Source organism: Bradyrhizobium sp. Ash2021 (assembly GCF_031202265.1).
Taxonomy (GTDB): Bacteria; Pseudomonadota; Alphaproteobacteria; order Rhizobiales; family Xanthobacteraceae; genus Bradyrhizobium.
The window spans coordinates 6246652-6261668 of the sequence record NZ_CP100604.1; the positions used below are offsets into that span (position 1 = coordinate 6246652).

14 protein-coding genes and 1 pseudogene are annotated in these 15017 nt (G+C 62.8%); 7 read left to right on the forward strand and 8 right to left on the reverse strand.

Annotated features, from left to right (window positions below):
* The 5 genes from ntrB to NL528_RS30250 form a co-directional block, all read right to left on the reverse strand.
* Entirely contained in the window at window positions 1-840 is an 840-nt protein-coding gene (gene ntrB / locus NL528_RS30230; protein WP_309178021.1) for a nitrate ABC transporter permease, read from the reverse strand.
* Window positions 841-1012: 172 nt separating this feature from the next.
* Complete coding sequence (locus tag NL528_RS30235; RefSeq protein WP_309178022.1) at window positions 1013-2392, reverse strand: CmpA/NrtA family ABC transporter substrate-binding protein; 1380 nt, start codon at window positions 2390-2392, stop codon at window positions 1013-1015.
* A 109-nt stretch (window positions 2393-2501) separates the two neighbouring features.
* The gene (locus NL528_RS30240) at window positions 2502-3380 is read right to left on the reverse strand and encodes a sulfurtransferase (RefSeq protein WP_309178023.1); all 879 of its coding nucleotides are present in this window, start codon (window positions 3378-3380) and stop codon (window positions 2502-2504) included.
* 68 nt (window positions 3381-3448) lie between these two features.
* A complete protein-coding gene (locus NL528_RS30245) occupies window positions 3449-4567 on the reverse strand; it encodes an acyl-CoA dehydrogenase family protein (protein ID WP_309178024.1) in 1119 nt (372 codons plus the stop codon).
* 31 nt (window positions 4568-4598) lie between these two features.
* Window positions 4599-5141 carry an OsmC family protein gene (locus NL528_RS30250; RefSeq protein ID WP_309178025.1) on the reverse strand — a complete coding sequence of 181 codons (543 nt, stop codon included), beginning with the start codon at window positions 5139-5141 and terminating at the stop codon, window positions 4599-4601.
* 233 nt (window positions 5142-5374) lie between these two features.
* Here NL528_RS30250 and NL528_RS30255 point away from each other — a divergent pair, with 233 nt between their 5' ends.
* Window positions 5375-6040 carry a TetR/AcrR family transcriptional regulator gene (locus NL528_RS30255; protein ID WP_309178026.1) on the forward strand — a complete coding sequence of 222 codons (666 nt, stop codon included), beginning with the start codon at window positions 5375-5377 and terminating at the stop codon, window positions 6038-6040.
* A 326-nt stretch (window positions 6041-6366) separates the two neighbouring features.
* Complete coding sequence (locus NL528_RS30260) at window positions 6367-6594, forward strand: hypothetical protein (protein WP_309178027.1); 228 nt, start codon at window positions 6367-6369, stop codon at window positions 6592-6594.
* A 129-nt stretch (window positions 6595-6723) separates the two neighbouring features.
* Here the strand turns inward: NL528_RS30260 and NL528_RS30265 are convergent, their stop codons facing one another.
* Window positions 6724-7929, reverse strand: a complete 1206-nt coding sequence (locus NL528_RS30265; protein ID WP_309178028.1) for a TrmJ/YjtD family RNA methyltransferase — start codon at window positions 7927-7929, stop codon at window positions 6724-6726.
* Window positions 7930-8208: 279 nt separating this feature from the next.
* Between NL528_RS30265 and NL528_RS30270 the strand changes: the two genes are divergently transcribed.
* From NL528_RS30270 to NL528_RS30285, 4 genes are all read left to right on the forward strand, one after another.
* The gene (locus NL528_RS30270; protein WP_309178029.1) at window positions 8209-9936 is read left to right on the forward strand and encodes an alpha/beta fold hydrolase; all 1728 of its coding nucleotides are present in this window, start codon (window positions 8209-8211) and stop codon (window positions 9934-9936) included.
* Window positions 9937-10005: 69 nt separating this feature from the next.
* Window positions 10006-10623: a hypothetical protein gene (locus tag NL528_RS30275; RefSeq protein WP_309178030.1), complete on the forward strand. Its 618-nt coding sequence runs from the start codon at window positions 10006-10008 to the stop codon at window positions 10621-10623.
* 117 nt (window positions 10624-10740) lie between these two features.
* Entirely contained in the window at window positions 10741-11958 is a 1218-nt protein-coding gene (locus NL528_RS30280; RefSeq protein WP_074274969.1) for an NADP-dependent isocitrate dehydrogenase, read from the forward strand.
* A gap of 211 nt (window positions 11959-12169) precedes the next feature.
* Entirely contained in the window at window positions 12170-12676 is a 507-nt protein-coding gene (locus tag NL528_RS30285; RefSeq protein ID WP_309178033.1) for a DUF3455 domain-containing protein, read from the forward strand.
* A 159-nt stretch (window positions 12677-12835) separates the two neighbouring features.
* Here NL528_RS30285 and NL528_RS30290 read toward each other — a convergent pair whose 3' ends face one another.
* Window positions 12836-13297 (reverse strand): hypothetical protein, encoded by a 462-nt coding sequence (locus tag NL528_RS30290; protein ID WP_309178035.1) that lies wholly within the window; start codon window positions 13295-13297, stop codon window positions 12836-12838.
* A 276-nt stretch (window positions 13298-13573) separates the two neighbouring features.
* Here NL528_RS30290 and NL528_RS30295 point away from each other — a divergent pair, with 276 nt between their 5' ends.
* Window positions 13574-13744: a hypothetical protein gene (locus NL528_RS30295; RefSeq protein ID WP_309178036.1), complete on the forward strand. Its 171-nt coding sequence runs from the start codon at window positions 13574-13576 to the stop codon at window positions 13742-13744.
* Window positions 13745-13769: 25 nt separating this feature from the next.
* On the opposite strand, the pseudogene NL528_RS30300 reads toward NL528_RS30295, so the two are convergent.
* Window positions 13770-15011 (reverse strand): annotated as a pseudogene (locus NL528_RS30300) (cyclic nucleotide-gated ion channel).
* Window positions 15012-15017: the final 6 nt, after the last annotated feature.

Sequence of the window (15017 nt, forward strand, 5' to 3'; positions counted from 1 at the left end):
TCATTCCGGGAACGTGACCATGCGGGTGAACCGCGCCAGAATCTGGTCGAGCAGCATGCCGACGATCCCGATCAGCAAAATCGCGATGATGACATTGGTGATCGAGAGATTGTTCCACTCGTTCCAGACGAAGTAGCCGATACCGGTGCCGCCGACCAGCATTTCGGCCGCGACGATCACGAGCCAGGCGATGCCGATCGAGATCCGCATGCCCGTCAAAATGGTCGGCGCGGCCGCCGGCAGGATCACGGTGAAGGCGCGCCTGACGGTGCCGACCTCGAGCGTGCGCGCGACGTTGATCCATTCCTTGCGCACGGCGGCGACGCCGAAGGCCGTATTCAGCAGCATCGGCCACACCGAGCAGATGAAGATCACAAAAATCGCGGAGATCGAGGAATCCTTGATGGTGTAGAGCGCCAGCGGCATCCAGGCCAGCGGCGAGATCGGCTTCAGCACCTGAATGAAGGGGTCGAGCGCCTTGTTGATCAAGGGCGACATCCCGATCAGGAACCCGAGCGGGATCGCGACAATGACAGCCAGGAAATAGCCTAACCCCACGCGGGCGATGGAGTAGCCGAGCTGGATGCCGAGGCCCTTGTCGTTCGGGCCGTTATCATAAAACGGCCGCTTGAGGTGCTCCCACAATTTCGCGCCGACATCTAATGGTCCCGGCATCGCCGATTTGCCCTGCGTCGCGGTCAGCCCCATCAGCTTGGCATATTCCGGCGTCATGGTGGCGACGGTTGCGGTGCCGCGCGTGGCGATGTGCCAGATGCCGATAAAGGCAACAAACAGCGCGATCGACACGATCGCGGCGCGGAAGCGGAGCGAGAAGGTCATGGCATCCGCCGTGCGGTCCGTGTCCCGGGCGCAGCGCAGCACGTAGCGAAGCGAAGTGGTGCGCCGCAGAACCGGGACCCATCGAGCCCCAGGCGGTCCCGGCTCAGCGATGCACCACTACGCACTTCGTGCTGCGCGCTGCATCGCGTCCGGGACGCGAGACCGCGGCTCATCACGACGCCTTCCTGATCTTGAAGCTCGCGAGATAATCGTCAGGCGTCGCCGGATCGAACGTCTTGCCCATCACTGAAAACGATTTGTACGAGGCCTGTGGCGGCGTTAGCCCCATCTCAGCCATCACCTTCCTGGTGTCGGTTGCAAGATAGACCTGCTCGGCCACAGCCTTGTAATCGACATCGCCCTTGATCTGGCCCCAGCGTTTCATCTGGGTCAGCATCCAGACCGCAAAGGATTGCCAGGGGAACGGATCGAAATCGACACGCCTGGCGTCGGTTTTGACGCCGCCGAGACCGTCGGCATAGGTGCCTGTCAGTACCTGTTCCAGCACGGTCACCGGCGCGTTGATGTAATTGGCCGGCGCGATCGCCTCGGCGATCTGTTTGCGGTTCTCGGCCTTGGACGCATAGGCGGTGGCATCGACGATCGCCCGCGTCAGCGCCGCAAAACTGTTCGGCGACGTCGTGATGAATTCGCGGCTGGCGGCGAAACTGCAGCAGGGATGGCCGTCCCAGATTTCCTTCGACAGCAGATGCATGAAGCCGACACCGTCGAAGATCGCGCGCTGGCATATATTGTCGGGCGCGAGAAAACCGTCGATGTTGTCGGCGCGGAGATTGGCCACCATTTCCGGCGGCGGCACCGAACGGAGCTGCACGTCGGTATCGGGATCGAGGCCGTGCTCGGCGAGGTAATAGCGCAGCAAGTAATTGTGCATGGAATAGTCGAAGGGAATGGCGAACTTCATGCCCTTCCAGTCCCTGGGGTCGCGCTTGTCCTTGTGCTTCATGGCGAGCACAATGCCCTGTCCGTTGATGTTCTCGATCGCCGGCACCGCAAACGGGATCGCGGTCGCGCCAAGGCCTAAAGAGATCGCGATCGGCATCGGCGCCAGCATGTGCGAGGCGTCGTATTCCTTGTTGATGGTCTTGTCGCGGATGACGGCCCAGCCGGCGGTCTTCACGACTTCGACGTTGAGACCGTATTTGGCATAGAACCCCAGGGGTGCAGCCATGATGATCGGCGTCGCGCAGGTGATCGGAATGAAGCCGACCTTGAGGTCCTTCTTCTCCGGCGTACCCGCTTCCGCAAACGCCTCGGTCGCGGTCTTGAGCGGGAAGAATTGCGAGATCGCGGCAAGCGCGGTCGCGGCGCCGACCGATTTCAGGAACGCTCGCCGCGCGGCGTCCCTTGGAAACATCGCCCGCACCACGGCGGACGCCACCACGCCCTCGTAGCGCTTCTGCTCGCTTTCGACCGGCTCGCAGCGCAGCGCCAACGTCTCATGCTCGGCCGCGGAGCGATGCTGGCCGCACACGCAGCCGGATCGGCTGAGCGCGCGATCGGCATCGAAGGGATCATCGAATGTGGACATGCTGCGCCCCTTTGTCACACCGGCCGCGGCGGAGGTCCCACTCCAGCGCGGTCGGGAAAATTCAGTCACTGCCCAGCCAAATGGCCGGGCAGTGAGAAGCATGCACTTTTTATGCCGCTTTGCCTGTTATCCGGGCAGCCGTCGGCAGACCTTCGTCGATCGGCAGCGAGGGATCGCGCGACCATTCGTTCCAGGAGCCGAAATACATCCGGACATCCTTCACGCCGGCATTCTTGAGCGCGAGGAAGGTGTTCGACGCCCGCGCGCCCTTGAAGCAGTAGAGATAGACCGGCGTATTCTCGGAGATGCCGACGGTGGCGCACTCCGCCAGAATCTCGTCCTTGGACTTGAAGCGCGGCCCTTCGGCGGTCGGCTTCATCATGCGGTACCATTCCAGCCAGACAGCGCCGGGGATGCGTCCCTTGCGCGGGCAAAAGTCCTTGCCATACGGCGAGGAGCTTTCGCCAATCCACTCGTCGACATCGCGCACGTCGAGCAGCGCGATGCCGGGCTTGTCAAGCGCCGCCAACATCGCCTTGGCGTCGATCAGGATGTCGCCGGCTTCCGGGATGATCGAGAACGACGCCTTCACCGGCGACGGCACGTCCTTGGTCGTCGGCAGCCCCGCGGCCGCCCAGGCGTCGTAGCCGCCATGCAGCACCTTGATCTTGGGATAGCCGAGCATGGTCAGCAGGTAATAGCCGCGGCAGGACTGGCCGAAGCCGGAGTTCATCGACTGTTCGTAGATGACCGCTGTTTCCTTGCCGGAGAGGCCGGCGCCGCCAAAAGCGTCGGCGAACTTGGTCTTCAATTCGTGCATGCCTTCCGGCGTCGACGTTGCGAGGAACGTGAAGATTTCATGCACGTTGACGGCATTGGGCAGGTGTCCCGCCGCGTAGGCATCCGGATTCCTTGTGTCGATGACGACACACGGTTCTTTCGTGATGAGATCGGCGAGTTCGCCGGCAGTAATCAGAACGTCCGTCATGGCAGGCCTCTCCTGTTTGTGGTTGCAGTCAGGGTCGAACAGAAATTCTTCGTTGCTGGTTTTTTGGCTCAATCTCCCGCCAGCATCTTGCGAAGCTGCTTGGTGGCAGGGGTGACGATGGCGACGAAATAGGCTTCGCGAAGCCTGCGCTGGGCGCGATGGCTCTTGAGGTAACCGCGCGCACCGCAATGGAGCATCGCGGCATGCGCGGCCGCGACGGCAGCATCTCCCATGCGCAGGCGAAGCGCGACGACACGGCGCCAGTAGCTGTCGTCCGAATTGTAGGGATCGCTTGCCAGCGCCATCCCCTCCTTCTCGAATTCGGCGTACAGCTCGCGGAATTGAACCGGTTGCTGCGGCAGATAGCGGTTGACGTGGCCAAGGGGTGCTGCGACCTCGTCCATGATGGCGATGCAATCCTTGATCAGGCCAAGCGCCATCCCGGCCTGCAGCAGAATAAAACCTGCGCGGATTTTCTTGACGAATGGGCCGGCCGGCGCGGCCAGGATCAGATCGTCCGATACGAAGACGTCGCGGAACTGGACGCCATAGGTGCCGGTGCCGTCCATGGCGAGGAACGGCTTGCAGGGCTGCAAGGCGATCGCCGGATCGGAACAATCGGCGAGGAACATCACGGTGCCGCCGGGCTCGTCCTCGCGCTCGAAAATCGTTCCAAAGAAGTGGTCGGGACCGAGGTTCGACACCCAGGGCAGCGCGCCCCGAACGATATAGCCGCCCTCGACCTTGCGTCCCTTCAATTTGAGCTTCTCGATTCCGAAAAAGCTTTTCATCGGATTGGAAAGGCCGGTGCCGCCGAGAATCTGCCCCGTCGCGAATTTGTCGCCAAACCTCGCGAGGAGCTTTGAATTGTCGGAATTGGCCGCGTACCAGACCAGCGTGTTCTGGCACCACGCCATGAAGGCGGTGGCGCCGCAGACCTCGCCGAGCGCCGAGATCGATTGAATGGCGCAGCGCAGATCGGCTGCGCCATTGCTGGGTTGATGGCTGCCCCACGCGCCGACATCGCCGAGACGCCGGAGCAGTTCGTCGGGATAGACAGTCCCCTCGTCGATCGCCGCCGCCTGGGGTGCGAGGTTTTTGCGGGCGATGAGTGCGACTTGATCGGCGATCGATGCCGATGGCAGGTCGTCCTCAACAGCCAGCCGAGATGCAGCCAATGAACCCATGTGACCCTCCGCCCCTCCTGGTGGTGGCTGTTTAAGCGCTGACCTCGAGATTGACCGGGCGCGTGAAGGTGTTGGCGACCGGCGACCATTTCTTGACGTGGGTCACCAGCGCGTCGATCTCGCTTTGCGGGATGCCCTCGCATTCCATGTCGACCTTGACTCGCACGTCGGTGAAGCCGACCGGTTTCTCGCTGACGTCGCCGGTGCCCCACACCGCGGTGATGTTGAGATCGCCCTCGAGCTGGAGCTCGAGCTTGTTGACGATCCAGCCGCGGTGAACCGCGTTGGCATGCAGGCCGACCGCGAGGCAGGAGCCGAGCGCTGCCAACGATGCTTCCGACGGATTGGGCGCGGTGTCGTCGCCCAGCAGTCCGGGCGGCTCATCGACGATGTAGGGCGCGAGGTTGCGGATATAGTTGGCGTGGCGGAACTTGCCCTCGGCCACCGTCTTGCATTTCAAGGTCTTGATGACCTGTGGATTGGCCTTGCCGTTGGCGATGAGCTGTTCGAGCCCGTTCTTGTCGATGGGGGCAAGGCAGCCCGTAAGCACTGTTTTTTGAGCGACCGCGGTCATTATTTGTCTCCCTTGGGGGTAGGATACCGAACGGTCTGTTTCCTGCACGAAGCGTGCCAGATGCGGGCGAAATCAAAACGCGAAGTGCTGGAGGGCTTTAGCCGGCCCTGCCTGCGGATTGATCAGCGGGGTCGTGCTCAAAGCCGATGCAGTTGCTCGCGTGCTTGCGATAATTTTGAGCGCACAAAAGATGCGACTTGATGATTTTGCCGCGGTCCGATTAACTGCGGCACATGGGCAAATCAGCTTCGAAGAAAAAATCCGTCGCGGCGGTCTCTGCCGCAGGCGATGAGGAGTCTGCGCGCGGGCGCCTGCTCAATGCGGCGACGCACCTGTTCTGCAAGAACGGCATCAACGCCACCGGCATCGACGCCATCATCGACGAGGCCGGCACGGCGAAGACCACGCTCTACAAACTGTTCGGTTCCAAGACCAATCTCGTGCACGCGGTGCTGGAGAGCGAAGGCAGGCAGTGGCGCGAATGGTTCATCGGCGCCATCGAGGCCGGCGGCGGCGATCCGCAGACCAAGCTTGCGCGGATCTTTCCGGCGCTGAAGCGCTGGTTCGGCGAAGAGCGCTTCTATGGCTGCCCTTTCATCAACGCGGTCGGCGAGCACGACAAGGATGCAAAGCAGTTTCGCGCCATCGCGATGCGCCACAAGAAGGTGGTGCTGGCGCACATCGAAAAGCTCGCCGGTGAAATGGGCGCGGTCGAGCCGGAGAGTCTCGCCCATCAGCTCGCATTGCTGATCGACGGCGCCATCGTCGCTGCCATGGTGTCGCGCGACCCCGGCGTCGCCGATACGGCAGCGATCGCGGCCGGCAATCTGTTCGGACCTTCCAAGGTGAAGAAGCCGAAGCGGCCGAGCGGCGCCACCGCGCAGCTGGTCGCGGTGTGAGCCACGCGCCGGCTACCGCAGGATAGGCAACAGGCGCTGTTTGCGCCGTGCCCACCGTCTCCCCTCGATCCGCCGCTCACGAAAACTCAACAACAAGTGATCGCCGAATGCGAAGCGTTTCACAGCGGCGTTCGACCAATTGAAGCATCTTGATCGAATAACGGTCGGCATTGCCAGGCGCCAAGGCCGAAAACCTTAGAAAATCAAATCGCGGGGTGGAAAACGCGCGTGGGGCAATTACGGCTCCAGGTTCGGAGCGGAGCCTTGTTCGAACGCAACTGATTTCAAGGGGTGACTGATCTCACCCGGATTTTGAGGAGATTGTCATGGACAGTTATCGTCAGGATTCCGTGTACACCAGCACTTCCGGACTGGATCCCGCCGACTTCAAGACACTTACACCCGAGGAGAAGGCGACTTGTCGCAGCTGGCGTCGAGCCGTAATGGCGTTTTATTGCGCGCTAGTGCTGTTGGGCTGGGTCGCGCTGCTGGTTTCGATTCCCGTCTCAAACCCGCAAGTCGCCCAGTTCATGCCGGCCGTGAACATTCCCTGATCCGCCTGCCAAGCATATTCGGGAAGAATGACGGTGCGCAGGCTGGACCTGCTCGGCCTCGCCGCCAGCGTGCCCAGGAAATTCACACGCGCAAATGCTGCGATAGCGAAGGTCTTTTGGAGGTGGGTTTCAGCGCTGCTCGAGCAAGCTCGCTTCAAGCCGTTCCAGTTCGCCCGCCAGGTCGCGTTCGACATCGGCGACGCGCATCCGGACCACGCGGTAGTCGCGCGCCTCCAGCCAGGTCTGCCGGGCGGCGCGGTCGCTCACGATCGCCTCCGACTCCTCGGGATTTTCCAGCTCGATCGCGATCCGGTGCACGAAGGAGACGAAGTCGGGGATGTGGCGGCCGACCGGTGTCTGGCGCTTGAACTGTCCGGCGAAGCGGCGGTCGCGGGTCAGCGCCTGCCACAGGATGCGCTCGGCGTCGGTCGGGTTTCGCCGCAGCAGCCGCGCCAGCCCCCGCACCGTGCTGCTGCTGTCGGCCGGGACGCCCCCTTGCCCATGCTCGGCCAATAGCGCGCGCAGCCTGGTCGCCTGTTCGCCGTCGAGCACGCCGCCCTTCGCCGGGCCCTTGCGCCCCTCCGCGATCGCCATCACCACGCCGTGCAGCGTGTGCATGTCCTGCTTGGTCGGATCCATCCGGGTGAAGATGTTGCGCAAGTTCACCAGCATGGTGTCGCGCTTCTCCCGCGGCCGCAAAAACTCGACCTTGTCGAGCTCGCGGACCAGATTGTCGAAGAAGGCCTGCATCTGGTGCTGCGAGGCCGGCTCGGAACGTTCGGGCATCGCAAACGGCAACGCGCCACCAGTCGACAGCTTGAACCACTCATAGCCGATCAGGAGCACCGCCTGCGCCAAATTGAGCGAGGCAAAGCCGGGATTGACCGGAAAGGTGATGATGCGGTTGGCGAGCGCGACCTCTTCGTTCTGGAGGCCATAGCGCTCGCGCCCGAATAGGATGCCGACCCCGCCGCCGTCGGTGGCATGCGCCACGATCTCGCGGGCCGCGGCTTCCGGCGCCACCACCGGCTTGGCCTGGTCGTGGGCGCGGGCGGTGGTGGCGAACAGCAGCGAGAGATCGGCAACCGCCTGCTCGACGGTTTCGAACAGCTCGGCGCGGTCGAGGATGTGGTCGGCGCCGGCCGCCGCGCGCTGGGCTGCGACGTTCGGCCAGCCGTCGCGGGGCTTGACGATTCTTAAACGGGTCAGGGCGAAATTGCCCATCGCGCGCGCGGCCATGCCGATGTTCTCGCCGAGTTGCGGCTCAACCAGAATGACAACGGGACCTCTGAGGTCGTGGCCTGCTTTTGTCTTGTCGGTACCCGAGCCGGACATCTCACTTCACTTTCTGATTCAACCTCTGAAGATCTTGAATCAAGCTCCGAAGAGATTGATTCAACACCTCATCCCGGTCCGCCCTCGATTGCCTGTCCGGCAGAATTTCTCAAGTAAAATAACAGGGTTAGTGCCGTTGCTTGAGGTTTTGTAAAAACCTTAACTGCGCCATCCACAGGGCTCGCTTGTGCGCATTCCGGTTTCGGATAGGGTATCAATCACAAATAAAACGAACCTGAAAGCCGCTGCGACGGCGAAGGGCACATGGGGGAGGCGTCGATGCGCGGCAGATGGTCGTTGGCCATTCTTGGCGTTGTTCTGATCGTGGCGGGCGGGTTGCTCGCCCACTTCACCCAAACCGCCGGCGGTATCCGAATCGAAGATATCCGCTTCAAGGGCGCCAAGGGCAACAGCATGAGCGCGCTGCTCTACATCCCGCCGAATGCGACCGCGCAGACCCCGGCCCCCGGCGTCCTCGCGGTGCACGGCTACATCAATTCGCGCGAGACCCAGGACGGCTTTGCGATCGAATTCGCCCGCCGCGGTTACGTGGTCCTCGCCCTGGACCAGACCGGCCATGGCTACAGCGATCCGCCCGCCTTCGCCAACGGCTTTGGCGGCCCCGATGGGCTCGCGCATCTGCGCAGCCTCGCCATCGTCGACAAGAACAATATCGGGCTCGAGGGCCACTCGATGGGCGGCTGGACCGTGCTCGCCGCAGCCACCGCCATGCCCAACGACTACAAGTCGATGGTGCTGGAGGGATCGTCGACCGGCAAGCCGTTCGCCGCCGACGGCACCCCGAGCTGGCCGAAAAACGTCGCGCTGGTGTTCGCGCAATACGAGGAATTCTCCACGCTGATGTGGGGCGTCGATCGCGCCCGCGACGTGACCCAAAGCCCAAAGCTGTGGGCGATGTTCGGCACGCAAGGCGCCGTCGAACCCGGCAAGGTCTATGGCGACATCGCCCAAGGGACTGCCCGGGTGCTCTACACGCCGGCGATCACCCATCCGGATGAGCACATCTCCCATGAAGCGATCGGCTACAGCCTCGACTGGTTTGCCAGGACCTTGCAGGGCGGCACGCCGCGGCCGGCCGACGACCAGATCTGGTTCCGCAAGGAAGTCGGCACCCTGATCGCCCTGCTCGGCTTCGTGGCGCTCCTGATCGGCGCCTTCGACGCCCTGCTGGAGGCGGCGATGTTTTCGCGCCTGAGGCTGCCCGAAGTCGCCGACGGCACCATGCCGGAGCACGTCGCGGCCAAGGGCAAACGCTGGACCGTGGCGCTCCTGCTGTCAGCCTTCATTCCAGCGCTGACCTATTATCCGGCGTTCGCGCTGGCCGGGACTTTTGTAAAGCCGTCGGCGTTGCTGCCGCAGGGCATCACCAACCAGATCATGGTCTGGGCCATCATCAACGCGCTGATCACGCTGGCGCTGATGTCGTTCGCGCCGAAACGGATGGGCCGGGCCGGGATCGTCGCCCCATCGGTCGCGATCGCGATCGCCACCGTCGTAATCGGTTATGCCGCGCTGTGGCTGGCCGATCTCGCCTTCAAGATCGATTTCCGGTTCTGGATCGTCGCCCTCAAGCTGATGAACGCCAAGCAATTCCTGATTTTCCTGATCTATCTGGTGCCCCTCACCGCGTTCTTCGTGGTCGCGCTCCATGTGCTGCACCGGAATTTCTCGACCATGGGCGCCGGGCGCGGCGCGCTCTATTTGACCAATATCCTGGCGCTCACGCTCGGCTTCATCGCGCTCCTGGTGCTGCAATACGGCACGCTCTGGATATCGGGAAAGCTGTTCAATCCGCTGCCCGATCCCGGCTTCGTGCCCCTGTCCACCATTGTCGCCATCCAGTTCGTGCCGCTGCTGGCGATTTGCGCTGTGATCGCGACCTTCACCTGGCGCCGCACCGGCTCCAGTCTGCCGGGCGCCCTGATCTGCGGCCTGTTCGTCACCTGGTATGTGGTGGCGGGGACGGCTACCCAGGCCGCGTTCTAGCTTAAGCTTTCGCGCCGGATCAGCCTGCCCCGCGCGAACCCGCGGGCGTCAGCTTGCGACCAAGTCGGCATGACCGCCTATTTGCGCAGCAAGCTGGTGCCCGACCCCCCCACGATGGCGTCCGTCCATGGACGCGCCGAGGTCGGCCGGATTGCGCCGACCGATCCAGCCAGGGCGCTCGCGCTGGCCCACACCATTCCCGACGCCTGGTATCGCGCCCAAGCGTTGTCCTGTGTCGCCGAGCACGCGCGCGAATCGAGTGTCGGCAGCATCGCGGGTCAGGCCATCGCCGCCGCCTATGACTGCTCCGACGCCTATAACACCGTGGCGGTGATGTCCTGGCCGCTGCGGGCCGCCTGGCGCCGTGGCCGGCAAGCCTATGCGCGCGCCGAACTCGACCGGGTGTTGCGGCTTGCTCCCGAAGTCGAGCCGCTCGCCTCGCGCATATTCGCCCTGAACTGTCTGTGGAGCGGCTGCAATGCCGCCGACGACGCCTTCGCCGAACCGATCTGGCAGGCGATTCTCGGGCTGTGCAATCCAGATCATCACTGGCGCGCGGCAAGGCTTTATCGGCACATCGCCGAAGTCAGAGAGCAGCGGCAGGCGGGATCGGCGGCGTCCGTGATAGCTGCCATGCCGGAGGGCAAGGCGAAAGCGGCGCTGGCGCGCCGGTTCAAGCTCGCCTGAGATCGGGCCGCAGCTACCCGCCCAATCGCCTTCCAGCCCGCGTTTTCGGGTGCTATAGCGTCGGCATTACCCACCCCCCCTTCCGAAACGCCCTGTTCCAAAAAGGCCCCCTCCGTCATGGCAAAAATCAAGGTGACCAACCCCGTCGTCGAACTCGATGGCGACGAGATGACCCGGATCATCTGGCAATACATCAAGGACAAGCTGATCAACCCGTTCCTCGATATCAACCTGATGTATTTCGACCTTGGGATGGAATACCGCGACAAGACCAATGACCAGGTCACGGTCGACGCCGCCAACGCCATCAAGAAAGTCGGCGTCGGCGTCAAATGCGCCACCATCACCCCGGACGAGGCCCGGGTGAAGGAATTCGGCCTCAAGGAAATGTGGAAATCGCCGAACGGCACCATCCGCAACATCCTCGGCGGCGTCGTGTTCCGCGAACCCATCATCTGCAAGAACGTACCGCGGCTGGTCCCCGGCTGGACCAAGCCGATCATCATCGGCCGTCACGCCTTCGGCGACCAGTACCGCGCCACCGATTTCAAATTCCCGAGCAAGGGAACGCTAACGATGAAATTCGTCGGCGAGGACGGCAAGGTGATCGAACGGGAAGTCTATAAGGCTCCCAGCGCCGGCATTGCGCTGGCGATGTACAATCTCGACGACTCGATCGCCGATTTCGCCCGTGCTTCCTTCAACCAGGGCCTCTCCAAGGGTTATTCGGTCTATCTCTCTACCAAGAACACCATCCTGAAAACCTATGACGGGCGGTTCAAGGACATCTTCCAGGACATCTTCGACAAGGAATTCAAGGCCAAGTTCGACGCCAAGAAGATCACCTACGAGCACCGCCTGATCGACGACATGGTGGCGGCGGCGATGAAGTGGTCGGGCGGCTATGTCTGGGCCTGCAAGAACTACGACGGCGACGTGCAGTCCGACACCGTGGCGCAAGGTTACGGCTCGCTCGGCCTGATGACCTCGGTCTTGATGACGCCGGACGGCGACACCGTGGAAGCCGAGGCCGCGCATGGCACGGTGACCCGGCATTACCGCGAGCACCAGAAGGGCAAGGAGACCTCGACCAACTCGATCGCCTCGATCTTCGCCTGGACCCGCGGCCTGTCGCATCGCGCCAAGCTCGACAATAACGAGGCGCTGGCGAAGTTTGCCGCCACGCTGGAGCGGGTCTGCGTCGAAACCGTCGAGGCCGGCTACATGACCAAGGACCTTGCGCTGCTGGTTGGCGCCGACCAGCGCTGGCTCTCCACCACCGGCTTCCTCGACAAGGTCGCGGAAAACCTGACCAAGGCGATGGTGCCGGCATAAACCGCCGGCCACTTTCCGCTGGCCTATCAACGTCATTGCGAGCCACCGGGTCGCGCGAATGCGCGCCCGATGACAGGCTCCGCGAAGCAATCCATCTCTCTACCGAAAGAAAGAATGGATTGCTTCGTCCGCGGAGTTTATCAGCGGGCCGGCCGAAGGCCGGACCCGTTGGCTCCTCGCAATGACGAAACCCTACATCCGGAAGCGCACAATGTCGAATTTCAAGACTGCCACGCTGGCACTACTACTGTTGTCGGGAATGCCTCTCACCGCGCACGCCGAGACACCGCTTCCCGACGCCATCGCGGCGCCGGGAGAGGCGGTCGTCCTCGCCGTTCACGCCGAGGGCGCGCAGGTCTACGAATGCAAGGCAGGCGCCGAAGGCAAACTGGCCTGGGCGTTCCGCGAGCCGGTTGCGACCCTGATGGCCAACGGCAAGACCGTCGGCCGCCACTATGGCGGACCGAGCTGGGAACATGTCGACGGCAGCGCCGTCGTCGGCAAAGCCATCGGCAACGCGCCCGGCGCAACGCCAAGCGACATTCCCTGGCTGAAGCTCGAGGTGACTTCCAGGCGCGGCAGCGGCATCCTCTCGGGCGCAACGACCGTGCAGCGGATCAACACGCAGGGCGGAAAGCTCGACGGCGCGTGCGACAAGACCGGCGCCACCCGCAGCGCGCCCTACTCGGCGGATTACGTGTTTTTGCGCAAGGGGTAAGAGCGGAAAGCTCACCCGATCCGTCAACCCTGCGTAACGGCTTCGCCGTTATCACTGAAGGTGCGCGCGGCTGTGCAATTGCGCCACTGGCTTGCGCGTCTCGAAGGATGGACGGCACGCTCCTGATCGCGGTTCTGATTCATCCAGAACCGATCGGGCTTAAGCCGACTGACGCCGATTGTGTTCGGCTTCGCTCAGCACATAATGCCCATGGGTCCGTGAGGTCAGCTTTCCCGCCTGCAGCATGCGGTGAAGACGGACCACCAGCGTCGCCCGCTTGATCTCGATCTCGGCCTCCTGAAGGCCGTCGACGATTTCCTGCACCGACAATCCCCGCGGGCTGTGGGCGAGGATTTCAAGAATGAAATCTTCGATTTCATCGCCGCCGGATTTGGCGAGACGAACATTGGGCCGCCGATCCAGCGATAGCAGCTCGGATTTCGGCGCCAGATCGGCCCCCGGCGAAACCGCGTCCCGCAAGCGCCCGACGATTTCTTCGTAGACGGCCTTGGCTCGCTCAGCGTCCGTCACTACCAAGTTACCTAAATGGTAGGCCAGCACATCCGCCTTCACGAGCAAATCCTGCTCGACCTGCCGCACAACGTCCGAGGAAAGCGCCATTTGTCGGTTCCAGGGTCCCTTTTACTCTTTATTAAGGTAACAGAACATTACCGGTCCGCCAGAGCCTTACCGATCGAATCGGTGGTTACCCCCAAAAATGGTTAATGGCCGACTAATGTTTGACTCCTTAAACCGTTTGTGTAATTTTTAATTACAATTCTAATGAAGGGGGTTTCGATGTTCCCGTATCTTTCGACGCGGCTCAGCACACTGCTGGGCGGAGGTGTTTCTTCTCGTCGAGCCCGCACGCCTCGGGCTAAAGCGCGATGGCCCCGCATGTATTGGCCAAGGATCCGGATGCAGACGGTGCATCAGACCTGCCAGGGCATTCGGGTCACCGATGTCGCATTGAGCTTTTCGGGCGGGGAACCGCCGCAGGCCGGCACTGCGACCCCCCAGCCGAAATTCGAAGGCACGCTGTACTTCGTCTGGAAACGTAAGAATTAATTGCGACGCTGTCGTTCGCGCCCGGCTATTTGTCCACGGTCTGGTCGTCGTGCTCGGCCTGCGCGATTTCGGCCACGGCGAGATCGCCCTTCATCGCCTCATTGCTATCCGCAAGCCTCGCCTTCGCGGTCTTGTGGACATGGGCAGCGAGCGTGGGCATGCGTTCGATCAGCGCGTGGAAATCCTGCGCGTCGAGTGCCAAAAGCCTGGTCTTGCGAGTCGCCGTCACCGTGCCGCTGCGATTGGTACGGTGCAGCAGCGCGATTTCGCCGAAGAAGGTCCCGTCTGAAAGCCGCACGCGCTGGCTCGGCAACTCGATCTCGACCTCGCCCGCGGTGATGAAATACATCGAGGAAGCGGTATCGCCGCGCCGCACCAGGACTTCGCCGGACTCAATGGTCCTGGCCCGCAGCAAGCGCATGATGTCGGCAATTTCAGCGGCGCTGAGATGCGAGAACAGCGGCACCCGCGCCAGCATGCCCTAGGTAACGACGAAGTCGCGCCGCCGGACCTCGTCGGCAAAGGCGGTGGAAATGATGGCCACCGGCAGCGCGATCATGGTCAAGCCTCCAATGATGGCGAACACCGATACCAGTTTGCCAAGCGGCGTGATCGGCACCACGTCGCCGTAGCCGACGGTGCCCAGCGTCACGATCGCCCACCACATCGCCTGCGGAATGGTACCGAATTTGTCGGGCTGCGCGTCGTGCTCGATGGCGTAGAGCAGCGAGGCGAACAGCAGGACCGCTCCCGTCAGGATCACAAGGCAGCCGACCAGCGTCCGCCGCTCGGCGTGAAGCGCTGATAGCAGCGAGCGCATCGCCGGCGAATAACGCACCAGTTTGAAAAACGGCAGCACGCCGAGCAGCACCAGCGTCGAGCGGCTGCCGGCGATCAGTGCGATCGAAGCCGGCAGAAACGCCAGCAGATCGATGACGCCGAGGCTTGAGAGCGCGTATTCGATCCGGTCCTGCGTCGGCGACAAATTTCGCGGCGAGTGGCCGACCACGCTCCAGAGCCGGGCGGCGTATTCCAGCGCAAACACCGCAACCGCACCGATCTTGACTACGGTGAACAGGGGGCCGAAACGCGCATCGAATTCCGGCACCGACGCCAAAATCATCGCCAGCACGTCGATGATGATGACGGCGACGATCAGCCGGACGAAGCGCGAGCCGACCGAGTACGGCAGATGATCGTGTTCGAGCAGCTCGTAGAGCCGGTCCCGCAGATTGGGATCGTTCAACCGCTTTCTGAGCGGGACGATCGCCAC

What these genes read in the sequence shown, in the direction of transcription:
- ntrB (WP_309178021.1), bottom strand. Translation starts at nt 840, where the DNA reads ATGACCTTCTCGCTCCGCTTCCGCGCCGCGATCGTGTCGATCGCGCTG.
- NL528_RS30235 (WP_309178022.1), bottom strand. Translation starts at nt 2,392, where the DNA reads ATGTCCACATTCGATGATCCCTTCGATGCCGATCGCGCGCTCAGCCGA.
- NL528_RS30240 (WP_309178023.1), bottom strand. Translation starts at nt 3,380, where the DNA reads ATGACGGACGTTCTGATTACTGCCGGCGAACTCGCCGATCTCATCACG.
- NL528_RS30245 (WP_309178024.1), bottom strand. Translation starts at nt 4,567, where the DNA reads ATGGGTTCATTGGCTGCATCTCGGCTGGCTGTTGAGGACGACCTGCCA.
- NL528_RS30250 (WP_309178025.1), bottom strand. Translation starts at nt 5,141, where the DNA reads ATGACCGCGGTCGCTCAAAAAACAGTGCTTACGGGCTGCCTTGCCCCC.
- NL528_RS30255 (WP_309178026.1), top strand. Translation starts at nt 5,375, where the DNA reads ATGGGCAAATCAGCTTCGAAGAAAAAATCCGTCGCGGCGGTCTCTGCC.
- NL528_RS30260 (WP_309178027.1), top strand. Translation starts at nt 6,367, where the DNA reads ATGGACAGTTATCGTCAGGATTCCGTGTACACCAGCACTTCCGGACTG.
- NL528_RS30265 (WP_309178028.1), bottom strand. Translation starts at nt 7,929, where the DNA reads ATGTCCGGCTCGGGTACCGACAAGACAAAAGCAGGCCACGACCTCAGA.
- NL528_RS30270 (WP_309178029.1), top strand. Translation starts at nt 8,209, where the DNA reads ATGCGCGGCAGATGGTCGTTGGCCATTCTTGGCGTTGTTCTGATCGTG.
- NL528_RS30275 (WP_309178030.1), top strand. Translation starts at nt 10,006, where the DNA reads ATGACCGCCTATTTGCGCAGCAAGCTGGTGCCCGACCCCCCCACGATG.
- NL528_RS30280 (WP_074274969.1), top strand. Translation starts at nt 10,741, where the DNA reads ATGGCAAAAATCAAGGTGACCAACCCCGTCGTCGAACTCGATGGCGAC.
- NL528_RS30285 (WP_309178033.1), top strand. Translation starts at nt 12,170, where the DNA reads ATGTCGAATTTCAAGACTGCCACGCTGGCACTACTACTGTTGTCGGGA.
- NL528_RS30290 (WP_309178035.1), bottom strand. Translation starts at nt 13,297, where the DNA reads ATGGCGCTTTCCTCGGACGTTGTGCGGCAGGTCGAGCAGGATTTGCTC.
- NL528_RS30295 (WP_309178036.1), top strand. Translation starts at nt 13,574, where the DNA reads ATGTATTGGCCAAGGATCCGGATGCAGACGGTGCATCAGACCTGCCAG.